The organism is Tessaracoccus zhenghani (assembly GCF_054552775.1).
In genome coordinates this window covers 141,468-158,716 of sequence record NZ_CM137275.1, presented here as the reverse complement: position 1 = coordinate 158,716, position 17,249 = coordinate 141,468, and the positions used below count along the sequence as shown (strand labels likewise).

The window sequence follows — 17,249 nt, the reverse complement described above, 5'->3', positions numbered from 1 at the left end:
AGGTGAATGCAGGCCCAGTAGGAGCAGTCCGCCATCGAGGTGACTCTCCGCCACGGCGAAGCTGAGACCGGCTACGGCGCCGGGTCAAATGCCCTTGTCTCCAGGGACACCGTCCTGCGCCGGATGGTGGGGCAATGTGGCCGATCTCCGGCCTCTGCTCAGGGAGGTCGCCTAGCCTGGGGACATGACGCTCGGCTACCAGGATGAACAGCCCACACGGGAAAAGATCGATGCAACGCGCGGCCTCGTCGCGTTGGAGTTCGGCCAGAACTGGTGCGGCTTCTGCGCCCGGTCCGCGCCGGCGCTGAACGAGGCGTTGGGCAACAGGCCGGACGTCGAGCGCATCAAGGTCGCCGATGGGAAGGGCCTTCCGTTGGGGCGCTCGTTCAAGGTGAAGTTGTGGCCCACGATGATCCTGTTGCGCGACGGGCAGGAGGTCGCCCGGGTGGTGCGGCCGGACTCGCCGCGGGAGATCGACGAGGCGCTGGACCGCGCGCTGCCAAACATCATCGAATAGGCTGCTGACAACAGGTTTCGTGGAACAGAAGGCCCCGATTGGACAAGCCGAACGGCGAGGGTCTAGAGTTATTCTTCGCGCGCACCACTAGCTCAACTGGCAGAGCAGCTGACTCTTAATCAGCGGGTTCAGGGTTCGAGTCCCTGGTGGTGTACCAAGCCAAAAGCCCCGACTTCGGTCGGGGCTTTTTGGTTCCAAGGCCTTGGAGGGAGAGGACGTTGTCGCTGGCGAGCGGTCCGTCTGCTCGAAAGAGCGGACCCGCCGTATTGTTACCACGAACCTGTACTAATCTCGTGGCATGACGCAAACACCTGATCTGGACGTCCGCGAACTCGCCCCCGCCCAGCGCCACTCGACCATCTTCGGCACCTGGTCCGCCCTGCCTCCCGGCGAGGCTTTCATCCTCGTGAACGACCACGACCCCAAGCCGCTCTCCTACCAGTTCGCCGCTGAGCACCCGGGCGAGTACACCTGGGACTACCAGGAGAACGGGCCCGACGTCTGGCGCGTGAAGATCGGCAAGACCGACAAGACCGCCTGAACGGGAGCCCAGAATTCACAGGGAGATTCCTGCCACATCGGCCATACATGGCCCGATGCGGCAGGGATTCCCCTCCGAATTTCAGCCCTAGTTGGCTGGCGTAACAGCGACTGACTAGCGAAGACAGCAACCAGTACACCCGGCTCAGAATGCAGGTGAAACACCCCGCCGGGTTATACTCAGGAAGATCCGATACCTCGCCGCGAGGGTGGGTCGGGGAGGTGTCGTGCAACGACTACGGCCGGGACTAGTGCTCTCGGAGCGCTATCGATTGATCGGCCACGTCGCGTCAGGCGGCATGGGGCAGGTCTGGGAAGCTTTCGACGACGTTCTTGAACGCCGTTTGGCACTGAAGATCATGCACCCACACACCCAGGAAGAGCTTGCGCTCGTGGAACGCTTCCGCGACGAGGCGCGCTTCGCCGCGCAGCTCACCCACCCCAACATCGTGACCATCCACGACTACCTCGAGGAAGACGGACTGTCCTGCCTGGTGATGGAGTTCGTCGACGGGCCCACCCTGTGCCGTATGCTCTCCGACGGTCCGCTGTCCCCGGAGATCACCCGAACCATCCTCTTCGAGCTGGCCTCGGCGTTGACCGTGGCCCACGAGGCCGGCGTCATCCACCGCGACATCAAGCCGGCCAACGTGCTGGTCCCGGAAACCGGGGCCAAGCTCACCGACTTCGGCATCGCCCGTTCGATCGACCGCGATTCGCGCACCCTCACCGGGCAGGTCCTCGGCACCGCGCACTACCTGAGCCCGGAGCAGGCGCTCGGCCAGCAGGTCGGCCCCGCGTCGGACATCTACGGCCTGGGCGTGCTCGCCCACGAGATGCTCACGGGCAAGAAGCCCTTCGACCGCACGAGCCCCATCGCCACCGCGCTGGCCCACGTGCAGGATCCGCCGCCGCCGCTGCCCGAGGGCACGCCGCCTGATCTCGAGTCGCTCATCACCGCCTGCATGGCGAAGGAGCCCGAGGAGCGGCCCACCGCTGCCCTGGTGGCGAAACTGCTCGAGCCGGAGACGGTGCCGGTGGCCAGCGAAGAAGAGTTCGACCCAGATGCCACGGCGGCCCTCCCCGCCATCCCGCGGCGCGCCGCCACCATCTGACATGGTCGCCTCCCCGGGCGTCGACATCGTGTGCGGCCTCGCGGCCGGGCAGGTCGAGGCGGAGGTGGTCTACCGCGACGAAGGCATCATCGCCTTCCTCGACCACAGGCCGGTGTTCAAGGGCCATGTTCTCGTGTGCCCCGTCAAGCACGTCGAAACGCTTCTGGAGCTGCCCGGGGACGAGATCGCTCCCCTCTTCGCCGCCGTGCAGCGCGTGGCACGAGCGGTGGTCGAGGCCCTCGGCGCGCAAGGCAGTTTCACCGCGATCAACACCGTCGTCAGCCAGTCGGTGCCCCACCTGCACGTACACGTGGTGCCCCGCACCAAGGGCGACGGACTCCGGGGATTCTTCTGGCCCCGCACGAAATACGCCGAGGGCGAGGCCGCCCAGTACGCGGAGCGCCTTCGCGCCGCACTCACCACCTCGTGACGCACGGCGGCGGTAGCCTCGAGGGGTGAGGATCGCCACCTGGAACGTCAACTCCGCCAAGCAACGGATGCCGCGGCTGCTGCCCTGGTTGGAGGCCCGCCGGCCTGATGTCGTCTGCCTGCAGGAGACCAAACTGACCGACGACGCCTTCACCGATCTCTTCGCCGCCCCCCTGGCCGAACTGGGGTACGAGGCGGCCCACCACGGGCTGGGCGGGTTCAACGGCGTCGCGGTGTTGTCCCGGGTGGGCCTGGAGGACGTGGAGCGGAACTTCGCCGGCCAGCCTGACTACCTCGGCGCGACGGAAGGCCGGGCCATCAGCGCAACCTGCTCCGGCATCCGCATCCACAGCCTGTACGTGCCCAACGGTCGCACCGTGGGGTCAGACCACTACGCCTACAAGCTCGAGTGGCTCGACGCGCTGGCGGCCGCCGTCGCCGCAGGGCCTGCCGAGGTCGCACTGTGCGGCGACATGAACGTGGCCCCCAGCGACGTAGACGTGTTCGATCCCACCGCCTACGTCGGACACACCCACGTGACCCCGGCTGAGCGTGCGCGGATCGACGCGTTCGGGCTGGTGGACGTCGTGCGGGCCCGCTGGCCCGAGCACGAGCGCCTCTTCAGCTACTGGGACTACCGCGCCGGGATGTTCCACCAGGACCTGGGCATGCGGATCGATCTGGTGCTCGCGTCCCAGCCGGTGGCGGACAGGGTCGCGGCCGCCTGGGTGGACCGAGCCGCGCGGAAGGGCAAGGCACCCAGCGACCACGCCCCCGTCATCGTCGACCTCGACGAGGCCCACGACGGCGACATCGGCCCCGTGGTGCCCGCGCCGTCGAACCCGAAGCGTGTGGGCAGGACGAGGCTGCCCCAGTCGCGCGACTAAGCTGCCGACGTCCTGAGCACGGGCTGGCGACGCAACAGGAAGGCTGCGGCAACGACGATCAGCGCAGCGACGATGGCGGAGATGCCCACCAGCGTCGACTCGGGCGCATCGCCGAGGCGCGCGATGGCGATCCACGCCAGACCCCAACCAGCGGCCGCAGCCACTGCCAGGCGGCCGCCGAACTGCCACGCGAACAGCGCGCCGAGGCCGGCGGCAGCGGCGAGCACGACGACGGCGATCACCTGGTCTGCCAGCGCGCCCACGGACCAGCCTGAGGCATCGCCGGCGGCGGCGACATTGGCGCAGGTCGCGACGGTGACCCAGCCCAGGTAGAGGCCGAAGGTGCCGTCGACGACGATCCGCTCAGCCGTGCTGGCACCCGGAATGGCCGTGAGGCTACGCACGATGAAGCCCAGCACGAGGGCCAGGACGGCGATCACCAGCACGCTCACCCAGATCCAGCCGACCTGCGTCACGAGGATCCACGCGGCGTTGAGCAGCATCGAGGCCCCGGCGAGCAAGCCGGTGGCGCGGGCCCGCTCCGACGTCTTGTTGGCCGGCAGCCACTGCCAGATGGCATACGCGAACAGGCCGATGTAGATCACCGACCAGATGGAGAAGGCGGGGCCGCCGGGCGCGAGCAGCGTCGCGTCGGCAGACAGCGCACCACCCGATGACTGCTCGACGGGGGTGCCGACGACGCCGAAACCGAGCAGCGTGCCGTACACGCAGAGCACGGCGGAGACGGTGACCCAGAGTTGGCGGAGAAGGTCGCGGTTCATGATGTGTCCTCGTTCTGTGGGGTAGATGTCACCACAGTAACCCAACCGGGCAGTTTTGTTGAATGTTTGTCGAAGGTTGCTACGTTCGGCCGGCCAGCAGCGCCCTGTGCAACACCTTCGCCGCCTCGGAGGGGGCGTCGGGCAGCGACTCGGCCCCTTCCACCTCCGCGCGTCGCGAGCCTCCGGCCCAGACACTCACCGGCGGGGCGATGCCGGCCAGGCGACTCACCACCTCCTGCGCACCATCAGCAGGCTTCTGCACCGACGTGACGCCCACGACGGCCGCCCGGGCGCGGTGCTCGCGGGCCGCTCTCTCCCACTCAGCCGCGGGGACGTCCGCACCCAGGTAGACGACATCGGCACCGAGACGCCGCAGGCAGGCCGCGAAGGCGAACAGCATCAACTCATGACGCGCCCCGGGCGGCAGGCCCACCAGGACCTTGCCCGGGGTGGTCGCCGGGCCCGCCGCGTCGAAGGCGGCGGCGATGGTGCGCATGAGCGCGGCGCTGGCGAAATGCTCCGCCGCGACACCCAGCTCGCCGCTGGCCCAGGCCTCGCCCAATTCCCGGAGGCCATCCGGCAGCCACACGTCGGCGAACGCCTCAAAGCCCTCGACGGGGGCGGCAGCGGCGATGGCAGCTTCCAGCGCCACGGCGTCGAGGCGCGCCGCAGCTTCCACCATGCCCTGCCCCCCAGGGAAAGCGCTGACGGCGGCACCCGGATCCCGCACCTCGGCCAGCAGGGTGGCGGCAGCGCGCGAAGCGGGCACGCCGGCCCCAACCAGGGCCGCCATCTCCCGCAGCACAGCCACTTGTTCGTCGCTGTAAAGGCGGTAGCGGCCCTCGGATCTCGAGGGCTCCACGATGCCGTACCGGGATTCCCAGGCACGCAATACCGCTTCCGAGACACCAGTGAGCCCCGAAACCTGTTTGATTGTGTACACCTCTGCTCCAGACTGAGGAGGAACGCTTGTCGACCATAACGCTAGCAAGCCTTGGACAAACATTGAACACCGGCCTTGCCTGCATCTCACTTTCACGTTAGAGTTCCATCAACCTTAGACAAACGTTAGACAGGTCGCGATGTCAGTTCACACTTCGGCTCAGAGCACGTCGAGCCCCTCCAGTCCGGACCAAGTCATCCTCCTCGACGAGGCGGGCCGCCCCGTCGGCAGCGCAGACCGCCTCACCATCCACACCGACTCCACTCCGCTACACCTGGCCTTCTCCACATACCTCTTCAACGCCGCCGGGCAGGTCCTCGTGACCCGCCGTGCGTTGTCGAAGAAGACCTGGCCAGGCGTGTGGACCAACTCGGCCTGCGGTCACCCCCGGCCCGGCGAGCAGATCGAGGACGCCGCCCGACGCCGGATCCGCGAGGAGATCGGGCTGCACGTCGGTCCCCTCGTATCGCTGCTGCCGCAGTTCCGCTACCAGGCCACGGACGCATCGGGCATCGTCGAGAACGAGATCTGCCCCGTCTTCGCTGCTTTCGTCGGCGACGAGGACCCCGTGGCGAACCCCGAGGAAGTGGCCGAGTGGGCCTGGATCGACTGGGCAGACCTGCACCGTGCGATCGACGCGACCCCCCACGTCTACAGCCCGTGGGCCGCTCTCCAGGTTCCGGAGATCAACACCCTCTTCCCCGGTGCCCACGAACTGCAGCACCGCTCCACCGCCGACCCCGACGCAGCGGTGGCCGAGGTTGACCAGCTCATCGCGGCCGAACTCAACGCACTCGGCACCGAATGGGGCGCCCTCATCGGCGACCTCGGCGTCGACATCCTGGCCGACGACCTCCCCCAGTGGCTGGCCCGGCTCAGCTCCGGCGGCAAGCGCATCCGCGTGCGGCTGGCGTACTGGGGCTTCATCGCCAGCGGCGGCGCCCACGGAAGCGAGTCCTACCTCCGCCTCCTGCGGATCACAGCCGCTCTCGAACTCCTCCATCTGTTCGCGCTCATCCACGACGACGTGATGGACGAGTCCGATTCCCGACGCGGCCACCCGTCGGCCCACGTCGAGGCCGCAGACTGGCACCGCAACAGCTCCGCCGTCGGAGAGGCACGACGCTTCGGCGAGAGCCTGGCCGTCCTGTTGGGCGACCTCGCCCACACCGTCGCCGACCGGCTGGTCGACGGGCTCCCCCGCCGCCTGCGCGAGACGTGGTACCGGCTCTGCGTGGAACTCATCGCCGGCCAGCGCGCGGACCTCACCGGCGCCGTCGCCGGACGCTGCGACCGCCACCACGCCGAATCGGTCGCCCGCCTGAAGTCAGGGCGCTACACCGTGATGCGGCCGCTCCAGTTCGGCGCGATCGCCGCCGGCGCCTCCGCCGAGGCCGAGGAGGCCCTTCTGGCCTGTGGCGAGCTCCTCGGCCGCGCCTTCGCCCTCCGCGACGATTACCTGGGCGTGTGGGGAGACCCCCACATCACCGGGAAGCCGGCCGGCGACGACCTCGTCGACGCGAAGGCCACCGTGCTCCTGTCCATCGCGCGGGAACGGCTCACCGGCACCAGCCGCGACACCCTCGAGGCGCTCGGCACGGACGGATTCGCCCGGAGCGACGCCCCGGAACTGGCCCACGCCATGCGTGAGGCCGGCGTCGATGTCGAACTCGAGAAGCTAATCGCTGACGACCTGGCCGCCGCCCTCGCCCACCTCGACAACGTGGGCCTGGTCCCTGCCGGCGTCGACGGTCTGCACGACGCGGCCCGCGCCGTCGCCTGGCGGGACGCATGAGCAAGAAGGTAGTGATCGTCGGCGCAGGCCTCTCCGGCCTGTCCGCAGCCCTGCACCTAGCCGGCGCGGGGCACCGGGTCACCCTCCTGGAACGCGACGCGGTGCCCGGTGGGCGCAACGGGATCCTGGAGCGCGACGGCTTCCGGTTCGACACCGGGCCGGTGGTGTTCACCATGCTCGGCCTGCTCGAGGAGGCCTTCGCCGCCGTCGGGCGGAGCAGTCGCGACTACGTGCAGATGGCACTGCTCGACCCCGCGTACCACGCGTTCTTCGCCGACGGCTCACAGCTGCTGGTGCGCCCCGGCCATGAACTGATGCGCGAAGAGATCCTCGCCCAGTGCGGCCCGAAGGACGCCGCGGCGTTCGACCGCTTCGTCGCATGGCTGAAGCGCCTCAACGACGTCGAGGTGCCCAACTTCATCGACACCAACTTCTCCTCCCCGCTCAGCCTCCTGCGCTCCCCCGCCGCCGCGCTGGAGTTGCTGCGGCTCGGGGCGTTCGGTCGCCTCGGCCCGGCCGTCGCGCGCCGCTTCGACGACGAGCGCCTCCACCGGGTGTTCAGCTTCCAGGCGATGTATGCCGGCCTCGCGCCGGCCCAGGCCCTGGCGCTGTACGCGGTGATCACCTACATGGATTCCATCGAGGGCGTGTGGTTCCCCGAGGGCGGGATGCACGCCGTGCCGCGCGCCATGGCCGCGGCGGCGGTCGACGCCGGGGTCGAGGTGCGCTACAACGCCACCGTCGAGAGGGTGCTGCGCGGAGCCGACGGCGCCGTGACCGGGGTCCGCCTGACGGACCACGAGGTGGTGCCCGCGGAAGCCGTCGTCGTGACGGCCGACCTCCCCGTCGCCTACGAGCGGCTGCTGCCAGATCTTCAGGCCCCGAGGGTCGCCCGGCGGGGCAAGTTCTCGCCGTCGGCGCTGGTGTGGCACCTGGGTGTGAAGGGCGACCTGCCTCCCCAGGTGGGCCACCACAACATCCACTTCGGACGCGCGTGGGACGAGGCCTTCACGGACCTCCTCAAGCGCGGCGTGCCCATGGCGGACCCGTCGCGCTACGTGGCGGTCCCGACGGTGCACGCCCCCGACGCAGCGCCCGCGGGTCACCACACGCTCTACGTGCTGGAGCCGGTGCCGAACCTGCAGGTCGGGAAACTCGACTGGGCCCTGGAAGGCCCCCGCCTGCGGGAACGCATGCTGCGTTTCCTCGAGGGCTCCAGCTACCCCGTCGACATCGTCACCGAGGAGTTGGTCACGCCCGCAGACTGGGCCGCCCAGGGGATGGCGGCGGGCACGCCGTTCGCGCTGTCGCACGCCTTCTCCCAGACCGGCCCGTTCCGCCCGCGCAACGTCGACAAACGTGCCCGGGGGCTCATCTTCGCGGGCTCCGGCACCACCCCCGGCGTGGGCATCCCGATGGTGCTCATCTCCGGCAAACTCGCAGCCCGCCGTGTGGAGGAACTCTGATGGACCAGATGCTCGAGGCCGGCTACCGGCGATGTGGTGAACTGACCCGTCAGTACGGCACCACCTACTACTGGGGAGCGCTGCTCCTGCCTCCGTCGCAGCGCCGCGATGTGTACTCCGTCTACGCGCTGTGTCGGCTGGCAGACGACATCGTCGACGAGCCGGAACGGGTGGATCTGGCGGTACCCCAGGACGGCACGCCGGCCGAGCGGCTCGACGCGTTCCGGCAGGTGTTCTTCACGGCACTGGCCTCCGGGAAGTCGTCGGATCCGGTGATGGCCGCGATCGCGGACAGCATCCGCCGCCGCGGCACGGATCCCGAGTGCTTCGAGCGCTTCTTCGACGCCATGGCCCTGGACCTGCACACGGAGACGTGGCCCACCTGGGAGCGCCTGCGCGACGGCTACATGGAGGGGTCGGCGGCCGTGATCGGAGAGATGATGCTGCCGGTTCTCGAGCCGTACACCGTCGAGGCGAGAGAGCCGGCGCGCGCGCTGGGTCACGCCTTCCAGCTGACGAACTTCCTCCGCGACATCGAGGAGGACCTCGACCGCGGCCGAGTCTACGTACCCCAGGCGGACCTGACGAAGCACGGCGCGGATCCCTGGCTGCGCCGGGTCACCCCGCAGTGGCGCGCCATGATGGCCGAGCAGTTCGAGCGCAACCGCGCCCTCTACGCGGAAGCGATGACCGGGCTGCCCATGCTGCCGCCGGCGTCGCGCCGCTGCGTCGGCACAGCCCTGGTGCTGTACAGCCGCATCCTGGACCGCATTGAAGCCCGCGGCTACGACGTCTTCTCAGGTCGGGTCCGGGTGCCGGTGGGCGAGAAGCTCGGCGTGGTGGCGCGCACGCTCACCGTCGGCCTCCCCCAACCGACGCTGGCCTAGTCAGCGGCGGGCGCCGAGGAGCCCGCGCATCGGCACGGTCCACACGTCGTGGCCGGCTGCACCCCAGCCGGCCAACAGCTCGTTGGCAGCCAGGAAGCCGGTCGTCGCGGCTCGCTCCATGAGCGCCACCGGGTAGTCGCAGCGGAGCCAGTCGCCCGCCAGCACGAGCCGGGAATCCGGCGTCGAGACGCCTGGGCGCTCACTCCAGCCCCAGGGGCCGATCAGCGTGCAGTCGTCGCGGATGAGCACCTCACGGGCCACCACCCCGGCCGTCGCCGTTTCGGGGAACACCCTGTGCAGTTCCGCCTCCAGCCGCTGCACCACGTCGTCGGCAGCGGCCTGGTCCTCCATGACGGCCGGGTCGCAGGCGTAGGCGTGCAACTCGACGACGGAACCGCCGTTGGTCTGGGCCCACTTCGCGGCACCGTCCTCGAAGCGTTCCAGCACTGAGACGTTGTCGAGCGGGCCGTAGCCCGACGTGCCGAGGAACGCGGGGCGCGTGGCTAGCACCGGGGTGTCGAGCCACAGGCGGACGACGGCGAACGGCGGCGCGTTGTACGTGGCGGCCACGGAGTCGCGCCAGCCGGCGAGCCCCTCGCCGTCGACGGTCGCGGCCAGCGCGCGGGCGGCCCGTGGGTCAGCGGCGATCACGACGGCGTCGCCCTCAATGCGCTCAGACCCGACGGTCACGGCCGCGCCGTTGTCCCCCAGCTCGATGGAAGCGACGGCGGCGCCGAACCGGACGTCGACGCCAAGGCCGCCGAGCACACGGGCCAGCGGGGCCCACAGGGCGGTGTCGTAATCATCGTCCGGCACGTCGAAGAGCAGGCCCTCGGCGGAGCCCAGGAAGTAGGTGTGGAACATCGCCACCAGTTCCCCGGCGCCGAACTCGCGGGGGTCCGCGAAGAAGGAGCGCGCGAACACCTCGAGCGCCAGGTCGCGGGCCCCGTCGGGGAACCGGAGCCGGTCCAGGAAGGCAGCGGCGGATTCGCCGTCGTAGCGCTCATAGGTCTCGGGGAACCGCACCTGGAGCAGCTCGAGGGACGCCGGGATGTGCACCTTGGCCAGCCCCTTGAGTGAGAAGGCGGGGCTGCGGGCGACGAACTGCAGCACAGACCACGGCGGCGTCTTCGCCAGGCCGGTGAACGAGTCGCGCAGCCCGTCCGGCCGCTGCAGGGGGTAGTCGTCGATGGGGACGAGGAACGACAGGTCGACGTCTGCGCGGCGCAGCAGCCGGCGCAGGTTGTAGTACTGGCGGAAGAACGCGTGGAAGCCGCGGCTCATGGTGCGGCCGTCCTCCAGCGGCCAGGCGGCGACGCGCCCACCCAGCCTGTCGCCGGCCTCGAACAGCGTGACGCGCACCCCTCGCTCAGCCAGCGCGGTGGCGGCCGCGAGGCCCGCGATGCCGCCGCCCACGACGATCGCGTGGCGGCCGCCGTCGAGATGGTGGGCGCCGGCCTGCCCGGGATGGCGGACGGCGCGCTTGTCCCTGCCGGGGCGTTGGCTCATGGGGTTTCCTCCGGTTTGCGGGCGATGAAGGTGTGGAGCACTCCGCGCTGCCACCCTGCGGCCGTGCGGTGGGCGACATCCACGAAGCCGCCGGCGCTCAGCCTCTCGGCGAACGTGGAGACCGAATCGAAGTCGATCACGCTGCGCCAGAGGTAGCGGTACAGCGACGGGTTGCGGTCCACCACAGAGCCGAGCGGGATGATCACGCCGTGGCTCACCGCGTCCCACACGCGGCGCGCGGCATTGTTGCCGGCCACCGAGTACTCCTGCACGCACAGCCAGGCGCCGGGCCGCAGCAGCCCGAACACCTCGGCAACCGCGCGGTCGCGGTGCTCCTCGGGCACGTTGCGGAACAGGTAGCAGGCGAGGGCGCCGTCGAAGGTTCCGCGGGCCCACCTGTCCAGGTTCAGTTCTCCGATGGTGGCCCGCTCGAACCGGACCTGCGGGGGCCACCGCTTGGCGCGGGCCCGCTCCAGCATGCCTGGGGACGCGTCGAGGCCGAGGATGTAGGAGCCCTCGGGTGCTGCGTCGGCCAGCGCGCGGGTGGAGGCGCCCGAGCCGCACGCCAAATCCAGCAGGGCCTGGGGTTCACCGTCGAGCCGCGACGTCAGGGCCTCGGCCGCGCGGCGCAGTTCGCGGTGGTAGCCGGGGTTGAGCCGCACCATGAGGTCATAGCGGCGGGCACCGCGGTCGAAGGCCTCCGCCATGTTCATCCGGGCTCTCCCTTTCGTCGACCGAGCGTCACCCATACGAGCATTGTGAGGGTGAGCATGGTCCACCCGAAGCCGAAGTCCTCAACTGGGATGTCCCAGGGGAACCGGATGCCGGAATGGTGCGCCGGGTTGTAGAGCACGATGGGGTCTGAGAGCTTCGTCAGCCAGCCGTCGACCAGGGCCTGGAAGAAGAAGATGATGGCCATGGAGATCCAGTACTGCAGCCTGCGGAACAGACCGGTGCGCAGCCAGAACACCTCCAGCGCGATGACCGCAAGCATCCCGATGACGGTGAGGACGGTGTACTCAGGCATCGTCTCTCCTCGCCCGGAGGCGGCCCAGCACGTAGCCCACGCCCTCGTAGGTCAGCAGCCCGCAGATGGGGATGACCAGGAAGAACAGCAGTTCCTCGAGCGGAAGGATTCCGAGCATGATCCCTGTGGTGAACCGCTCGCTGTAGGTCCAGTGATCGCGCAGGATGCCCAGCACGTCCCAGGCGAGGAAGACCACGAGCATGGGGAGCATCGCGAGCAACAGCCGGAGGGGACGCCGGTAGACGCGGGCGCGGAGCACGAACTCGAGCGGCAGGGTGACCGCCACGCACGCGGCCATCAGGATCAGGTACTGGTAGCTGTCAGGCATCACTGTCACCCTAGAGGTTCGACAAACTTTATACAAGCAGTGTGAGGCCACGGAGTACGTAGCCCTCGATGAGGTCGTCCCACGTGAGGGTGGGCTCCTGCACCAGGCGGGGCCGTCGGGCGAGGAGACGGGTGAGCAACTCGTCCGTCTCGAAGATCGCCAGGGGCTGCCCGGGGCACCGATGGGCGCCGTCACCGAAGGTCATCACCGCCTCGTCCACCCCCGGCGGAAGCTCGCGTCCTGGGCGAAGAGCGAGGGGCCGCTCCCCCACCGCCTCGGCGTCCGCGTTGACCTGCCGGATGCACACGTCGACGAGGTCGCCAGGCGCGATGGTGGCGCGCCGCGCGCCGTCGGTGATCTCGATCTCCTCCTGCGCCCGCCGGTAGAGGTGCCCCACCACGGGCTCCAGCCGGATGATCTCGTTGAGGATGGCGTGGCGCTCCACGCCCCCGGCGACAAGGTAGCGCCCCAGCAGTGCCGGGGTGGTGAGGAGGTGCCAGGCGGCCATCGTGATGAATTCGCGGGTCGTGACCATGCCAGCCGTCCCGTAGGTGACGCACTCGACCAGGATGTCGGTGTTGGTGTAGCCCTCGTCGATGAGGTGGCTGATGACGTCGCCCTGCCGCTCCCTCCGACGGCGGCGCACCGCCGGCCGGACGTCGGCACCGTAGAACCTGGCGATGGGCACGAGCCCCCGCCAGGCAGCCTGCATCCATTGACGACGGGTGCGGCCGAGGTCTTTTCGGGTGATGTCGAGGGGCGGTTGGCGGAAGAAGGAGACGAGCCGGGTGGCCATCTTCTCCACCGGCGACTCCGTCAGCCCGACGATCCGCGACGTCACCTCCACGCTGTAGAGGAGCGCCAGGTCGTCGAGGGTCACCTCTCCGGCGAGGCCGTCGACGTGGCGCGCGGCCGCCAAGGAGATATGGTCCCCGTGGCGCTCACGCACCACCTTCGGCGCGAAGAACCGTCCCACCTTCGAGCGCTGCTCGTCGTGCAGGGGGCCGTCCGACATCAGGATGGGATGGTGCTTGAGCACGCCCTTGGGGATGTACTCGGCGGTGAAGCCCGCCTGGGTGGTGGCGTGGCGGGCGCGCAACACCTGGCGGGCAGCTTCGAGGGAGCGGATCCGCCAGAGGTCTCCCACGCGCTCCAACCTGGGTTCGGTTGGCTCGCCCGGCTTGTGGGCGCGGCGCTGGTCGTCGGTCATTGCACCTCCTGTGACCTCAGCCTAGGCGGCCGACGGACCGCGGGCGCAGGTCAGAGGTAGAGGCCGGTGCCACCGTCGGCCACGGAGGTGGAGGCGACGGCGTGGATGTCGCGCTCCCGCAGCAGCACGTAGGTGCGCGCCTGGAGTTCGACCTCCGCCCGGTCCTCGGGGTCGAAGAGCACGCGGTCGTCGGTCTCAACCGAGCGCACATTGGGGCCGATGGCCACCACCTTGGCCCAGGTGAGTCGCCTCCCCATCTGCACGGTGGCTGGAATGAGAATCCCCCCGCCGCTGCGTCGCTCACCGGACACCGCGTCGACATCGACGAGGACCCGGTCGTGCAGCATTCGGATGGCCAGGTTGGGTTCGCTCACTTCTCGATCGCCCGACGCGCCTGCGAAGCCAGGCTGCGTCTGTTCGCCACCGACGAGACGGCCATGAAGAACACCACCGCCCCCACGACTGCGCCGCCGATCATCAGCAGACGGTCTGTGCGCCAGGCGCCGCTCTCGTCCTTGAACGACGACGTGGCGGTCTCGAACTCGGTCTTGGCGAACTCCTTGACCTGAGACACCGATTCGCGGGCGATGTTCTTCGGCTTCATCGACTCGACGGCCTCGGAGGTGGCGTTGGCCAGCTTCGCGCGGTTGGCGGCGAGGTCGACGCGGATCTCATCGACTGAACGGGTGCTCATAGAGTGCTCCTCGGTAGGTTCTCTGCCCTCCAGCCTATTGACACTGGGGCTCTCACGCCAGAAGACGCGGAGAACGGTCGCGGCGACGCCGCACTAGACTGGCGGCCATGACCGCACGTTTGACCACAGGCACGCCCGCCCCCGACTTCACGCTGCCCGATGAGGCCGGCAACGACATCTCGCTCAGCAGCTTCGCCGGGCGATCGGTCATTCTCTACTTCTACCCCGCCGCCATGACGCCGGGCTGCACCACGCAGGCCGTCGATTTCTCGGCATCGCTGGACGCGTTCCGGGACGCGGGCTACACCGTGCTCGGCTGCTCACCGGACGACGTCGAGCGGCTGGCCAAGTTCAAGGCGAACTCCGACATCGAGTTCACGCTGCTGGCAGACCCGCAGAAGAAGGTACACCACCTCTACGGCGCCTACGGGCTGCGCAAGCTGTACGGCAAGGAGATCGAGGGCGTGCTTCGCTCCACCTTCGTGATCGACGTCGACGACGAGGGCCACGGCCTGGTCCGCGTCGCGCAGTACAACGTGAAGGCCACCGGACACGTGGCGAAGCTGCGCCGCGAACTGGGTGTCTGACCACTTCCTGACCATCGACGCCCCGCCGGGGCACGGCGTCGACGTCGAACTCGAGATCAAGCGCTCCCGCTTCCTCACCCGTCTCAGGCGGGTGACGACCGAGGACGAGGCGCGCGCGGTCATCGAGGAACGCCGCTCGGTGCACTTCAGCGCCAGACATCACTGCTCGGCGTTCATGCTGGGCCCCGACGCCCGCACGGCGCGAAGTTCTGACGACGGCGAGCCCGCCGGAACCGCGGGGATACCGATGCTGCAGGTGCTGCAGAAGAACTCGCTGACTGATGTCGTGGCCGTGGTCACCCGCTACTTCGGGGGGATCAAACTCGGCGCCGGGGGTCTCGTGCGGGCCTACTCCGACGCGGTCGCCCAGGCCGTGGACGCCGCGGGGATCCGGACGGTCCAGCTGTGCCGTCTGCTGCAGATCGACGTCGACTTCGCGTCCGTCGGCGGCATGGAGGACCAGCTCCGCGGCCTGGTGCTGCCGTCGGGCGAGGCGGTCGTCGTTGACGGCGTGGAGTGGAGCGACAAGGCGCACATCCGGGTGGCGGTGAGCGCTGGGCACGAAGGGGAACTGGCGACGGCGCTGGCGACGATGTCGGCAGGCGCCCTCACGGCAACCGGCATCGGCGAGCGCTGGGTCGGCTGAACAGACTGCCGTTCCTCTACCCACATAGGCGGAAGATCGATCAGACGGCCAGCCCCAGCCCGCGGAGGCACTGCCGTGCCCCCCGCCCGCGGACCAAGGTCACGATCCCGTTACAAACACGGCCTATGCCTGCGAGTGACCGGCTAGGCAACTAACTTGCCTCCATGACCGACACCACTTCGACACGTAACCCGGGGCTCGGCCAGCCCCTCGTCGTGCTCAAGGACGTGAACAAGCACTTCGGCGAACTGCACGTCCTGAAGGACATCAACCTGTCCGTCCGAGAGGGCGAGGTGGTCGTGGTCATCGGCCCGTCCGGCTCCGGCAAGTCGACCCTCTGCCGGACCATCAACCGCCTGGAGACCTTCGAATCCGGATCCATCACCGTCGAAGGCACGGAGTTACCTGAAGAGGGAAAGGCCCTGGCGCAACTACGCGCCGACGTGGGCATGGTCTTCCAGAGCTTCAACCTCTTCCATCACAAGACGATCCTCGAGAACGTCACGATCGGCCCCATCAAGGCTCGGGGCGTCAAACCCGCCGTCGCGAAGGAGCGGGCGATGGAACTGCTCAAGCGGGTCGGCGTCCAGGAGCAGGCCCACAAGTATCCGGCGCAACTCTCCGGCGGCCAGCAGCAGCGTGTCGCGATCGCCAGGTCGCTCGCGATGGAGCCGAAGGTGATGCTCTTCGATGAGCCCACGTCGGCGCTGGACCCGGAAATGATCAATGAGGTCCTCGACGTCATGACCAAACTGGCCCAGTCAGGGATGACGATGATTGTCGTCACCCACGAGATGGGCTTCGCCCGCAAGGCCGCCGACAGGGTTGTCTTCATGTCGGACGGCGCAATCGTAGAGGAGAACACCCCGGAGGAATTCTTCACCAAACCCCAGTCAGCCCGAGCCAAGGATTTCCTCGGCAAGATCCTCACACACTGAGAACCCTTCCCTTCACCACAGCCTTTCAAAGGAGAACGATCCATGCGTAGGACCACTTACCGAATCGCCGCCATCGCGGCGGCGGCAGCGCTCGCCCTCACCGCCTGCGGCGGCGACGGCAATGACACCGGGACCGACACCGAAACCGGCGGCGACGGCGCAAGCAGCGGCACCATCAAGATCGGCACCAAGTTCGACCAGCCCGGTCTCGGCCTCCAGGAGGGCGGCGAGATGTCCGGCTTCGACGTCGACGTGGCCAAGGCCGTCGCCGAGAAGCTCGGCTACGCCGAAGACCAGATCGAGTGGACGGAGTCGCCGTCACCCCAGCGCGAGACCATGCTGGAGGCGGGCACCGTCGACTTCATCGTCGCCACCTATTCGATCACCGATTCCCGCAAGGAACGCGTCCAGTTCGCCGGCCCCTACCTCGTGGCAGGCCAGGACCTGCTGGTGAAGGCCGACGACGACACCATCAACGGCCCAGACGACCTCGAGGGCAAGATCCTCTGCTCGGTGTCGGGTTCGACGCCGGCTGAGCGCGTGGCCGAGGAATACCCGGGCGTGCAGCTGCAGGAGTACGACACCTACTCCTCCTGCGTGGATGCCCTGGCATCGGGCAGCGTCGACGCGCTGACCACCGACGATTCGATCCTCGCCGGCTACGCCGCCCAGGAGCAGTGGGCCGGGCAGTTCCGCGTGGTGGGCCAACCCTTCAGCGAGGAGCTGTACGGCATCGGGGTGGCCAAGGAGAGCGAGCTCTGCGAGCAGATCAATGAGGCGCTCGTCGAGCTGTTCGAGGAGGGCGCCATCGACGAGGCCATCGAGAAGAACCTGGGGCCGGCGAAGTACACGCCGAACCCCGACACCAACCCCGCTGAGCCGGGCGGCCACTGCGACTGACGCGTGACCGGGCGCGACGGGTGCCCCACGCACCCGTCGCGCTCTCCCA

At 68.9% G+C, this 17,249-nt stretch carries 21 protein-coding genes and 1 tRNA gene; 13 read left to right on the top strand and 9 right to left on the bottom strand.

Features of this window, described 5'->3' with window-relative positions:
- Nucleotides 1–184 precede the first annotated feature (184 nt).
- The 6 genes from ACX1DX_RS00825 (at nucleotide 185) to ACX1DX_RS00800 (ending at nucleotide 3,488) form a co-directional block, all read left to right on the top strand.
- On the top strand, nucleotides 185–517 hold the full coding sequence (locus tag ACX1DX_RS00825) for a thioredoxin family protein (RefSeq protein WP_459397341.1): 333 nt from the start codon (nucleotides 185–187) through the stop codon (nucleotides 515–517).
- 81 nt (nucleotides 518–598) lie between these two features.
- Nucleotides 599–674, top strand: a tRNA-Lys gene (locus tag ACX1DX_RS00820).
- Between the two features lie 141 nt (nucleotides 675–815).
- Complete coding sequence (locus tag ACX1DX_RS00815) at nucleotides 816–1,058, top strand: DUF2249 domain-containing protein (RefSeq protein WP_459397340.1); 243 nt, start codon at nucleotides 816–818, stop codon at nucleotides 1,056–1,058.
- Nucleotides 1,059–1,266: 208 nt separating this feature from the next.
- The gene (locus tag ACX1DX_RS00810; RefSeq protein ID WP_459397339.1) at nucleotides 1,267–2,172 is read left to right on the top strand and encodes a serine/threonine-protein kinase; all 906 of its coding nucleotides are present in this window, start codon (nucleotides 1,267–1,269) and stop codon (nucleotides 2,170–2,172) included.
- Between the two features lies 1 nt (nucleotide 2,173).
- A complete protein-coding gene (locus ACX1DX_RS00805; RefSeq protein WP_459397338.1) occupies nucleotides 2,174–2,602 on the top strand; it encodes an HIT family protein in 429 nt (142 codons plus the stop codon).
- Between the two features lie 25 nt (nucleotides 2,603–2,627).
- A complete protein-coding gene (locus ACX1DX_RS00800; protein ID WP_459397337.1) occupies nucleotides 2,628–3,488 on the top strand; it encodes an exodeoxyribonuclease III in 861 nt (286 codons plus the stop codon).
- Here the strand turns inward: ACX1DX_RS00800 and ACX1DX_RS00795 are convergent.
- Nucleotides 3,485–4,270 carry a TspO/MBR family protein gene (locus ACX1DX_RS00795; RefSeq protein ID WP_459397336.1) on the bottom strand — a complete coding sequence of 262 codons (786 nt, stop codon included), beginning with the start codon at nucleotides 4,268–4,270 and terminating at the stop codon, nucleotides 3,485–3,487. The two genes, ACX1DX_RS00800 and ACX1DX_RS00795, sit on opposite strands and share 4 nt — an antisense overlap.
- A 79-nt stretch (nucleotides 4,271–4,349) precedes the next feature.
- Nucleotides 4,350–5,276 (bottom strand): MerR family transcriptional regulator, encoded by a 927-nt coding sequence (locus ACX1DX_RS00790; RefSeq protein WP_459397335.1) that lies wholly within the window; start codon nucleotides 5,274–5,276, stop codon nucleotides 4,350–4,352.
- Between the two features lie 76 nt (nucleotides 5,277–5,352).
- Between ACX1DX_RS00790 and idi the strand changes: the two genes are divergently transcribed.
- The 3 genes from idi to ACX1DX_RS00775 are packed head-to-tail and all read left to right on the top strand — an operon-like array spanning nucleotide 5,353 to nucleotide 9,361.
- The gene (idi, locus tag ACX1DX_RS00785; RefSeq protein WP_459397334.1) at nucleotides 5,353–7,008 is read left to right on the top strand and encodes an isopentenyl-diphosphate Delta-isomerase; all 1,656 of its coding nucleotides are present in this window, start codon (nucleotides 5,353–5,355) and stop codon (nucleotides 7,006–7,008) included.
- Entirely contained in the window at nucleotides 7,005–8,474 is a 1,470-nt protein-coding gene (crtI, locus tag ACX1DX_RS00780) for a phytoene desaturase family protein (protein WP_459397333.1), read from the top strand. The genes idi and crtI overlap by 4 nt, the downstream gene beginning before the upstream one ends.
- Nucleotides 8,474–9,361 (top strand): phytoene/squalene synthase family protein, encoded by an 888-nt coding sequence (locus tag ACX1DX_RS00775; RefSeq protein ID WP_459397332.1) that lies wholly within the window; start codon nucleotides 8,474–8,476, stop codon nucleotides 9,359–9,361. The genes crtI and ACX1DX_RS00775 overlap by 1 nt, the downstream gene beginning before the upstream one ends.
- On the opposite strand, the gene ACX1DX_RS00770 is transcribed toward ACX1DX_RS00775, so the two are convergent.
- Genes ACX1DX_RS00770 through ACX1DX_RS00740 form a run of 7 tightly spaced genes read right to left on the bottom strand, consistent with a single transcriptional unit; the run spans nucleotide 9,362 to nucleotide 14,129 of the window.
- Nucleotides 9,362–10,870 carry an FAD-dependent oxidoreductase gene (locus ACX1DX_RS00770; RefSeq protein WP_459397331.1) on the bottom strand — a complete coding sequence of 503 codons (1,509 nt, stop codon included), beginning with the start codon at nucleotides 10,868–10,870 and terminating at the stop codon, nucleotides 9,362–9,364.
- Nucleotides 10,867–11,583, bottom strand: a complete 717-nt coding sequence (locus tag ACX1DX_RS00765; RefSeq protein WP_459397330.1) for a class I SAM-dependent methyltransferase — start codon at nucleotides 11,581–11,583, stop codon at nucleotides 10,867–10,869. Before ACX1DX_RS00765 ends, ACX1DX_RS00770 begins: the two co-directional genes overlap by 4 nt.
- The gene (locus ACX1DX_RS00760; protein ID WP_459397329.1) at nucleotides 11,580–11,897 is read right to left on the bottom strand and encodes a lycopene cyclase domain-containing protein; all 318 of its coding nucleotides are present in this window, start codon (nucleotides 11,895–11,897) and stop codon (nucleotides 11,580–11,582) included. Before ACX1DX_RS00760 ends, ACX1DX_RS00765 begins: the two co-directional genes overlap by 4 nt.
- A complete protein-coding gene (locus ACX1DX_RS00755; protein WP_459397328.1) occupies nucleotides 11,890–12,225 on the bottom strand; it encodes a lycopene cyclase domain-containing protein in 336 nt (111 codons plus the stop codon). The genes ACX1DX_RS00760 and ACX1DX_RS00755 overlap by 8 nt, the downstream gene beginning before the upstream one ends.
- A 28-nt stretch (nucleotides 12,226–12,253) precedes the next feature.
- Nucleotides 12,254–13,435: a cytochrome P450 gene (locus ACX1DX_RS00750; RefSeq protein WP_459397327.1), complete on the bottom strand. Its 1,182-nt coding sequence runs from the start codon at nucleotides 13,433–13,435 to the stop codon at nucleotides 12,254–12,256.
- Between the two features lie 50 nt (nucleotides 13,436–13,485).
- Nucleotides 13,486–13,782, bottom strand: a complete 297-nt coding sequence (locus ACX1DX_RS00745; RefSeq protein WP_076060408.1) for a GroES family chaperonin — start codon at nucleotides 13,780–13,782, stop codon at nucleotides 13,486–13,488.
- 23 nt (nucleotides 13,783–13,805) lie between these two features.
- On the bottom strand, nucleotides 13,806–14,129 hold the full coding sequence (locus tag ACX1DX_RS00740; protein WP_076060406.1) for a DUF3618 domain-containing protein: 324 nt from the start codon (nucleotides 14,127–14,129) through the stop codon (nucleotides 13,806–13,808).
- Between the two features lie 107 nt (nucleotides 14,130–14,236).
- Between ACX1DX_RS00740 and ACX1DX_RS00735 the strand changes: the two genes are divergently transcribed.
- The 4 genes from ACX1DX_RS00735 (at nucleotide 14,237) to ACX1DX_RS00720 (ending at nucleotide 17,200) form a co-directional block, all read left to right on the top strand.
- Complete coding sequence (locus tag ACX1DX_RS00735) at nucleotides 14,237–14,716, top strand: peroxiredoxin (RefSeq protein ID WP_459397326.1); 480 nt, start codon at nucleotides 14,237–14,239, stop codon at nucleotides 14,714–14,716.
- 7 nt (nucleotides 14,717–14,723) lie between these two features.
- Nucleotides 14,724–15,362 carry an IMPACT family protein gene (locus tag ACX1DX_RS00730; protein WP_459398230.1) on the top strand — a complete coding sequence of 213 codons (639 nt, stop codon included), beginning with the start codon at nucleotides 14,724–14,726 and terminating at the stop codon, nucleotides 15,360–15,362.
- Nucleotides 15,363–15,526: 164 nt separating this feature from the next.
- On the top strand, nucleotides 15,527–16,300 hold the full coding sequence (locus ACX1DX_RS00725; RefSeq protein WP_459397325.1) for an amino acid ABC transporter ATP-binding protein: 774 nt from the start codon (nucleotides 15,527–15,529) through the stop codon (nucleotides 16,298–16,300).
- A gap of 42 nt (nucleotides 16,301–16,342) precedes the next feature.
- Nucleotides 16,343–17,200, top strand: coding sequence for a glutamate ABC transporter substrate-binding protein (locus ACX1DX_RS00720; RefSeq protein ID WP_459397324.1), 858 nt, complete (start codon nucleotides 16,343–16,345; stop codon nucleotides 17,198–17,200).
- Nucleotides 17,201–17,249: the final 49 nt, after the last annotated feature.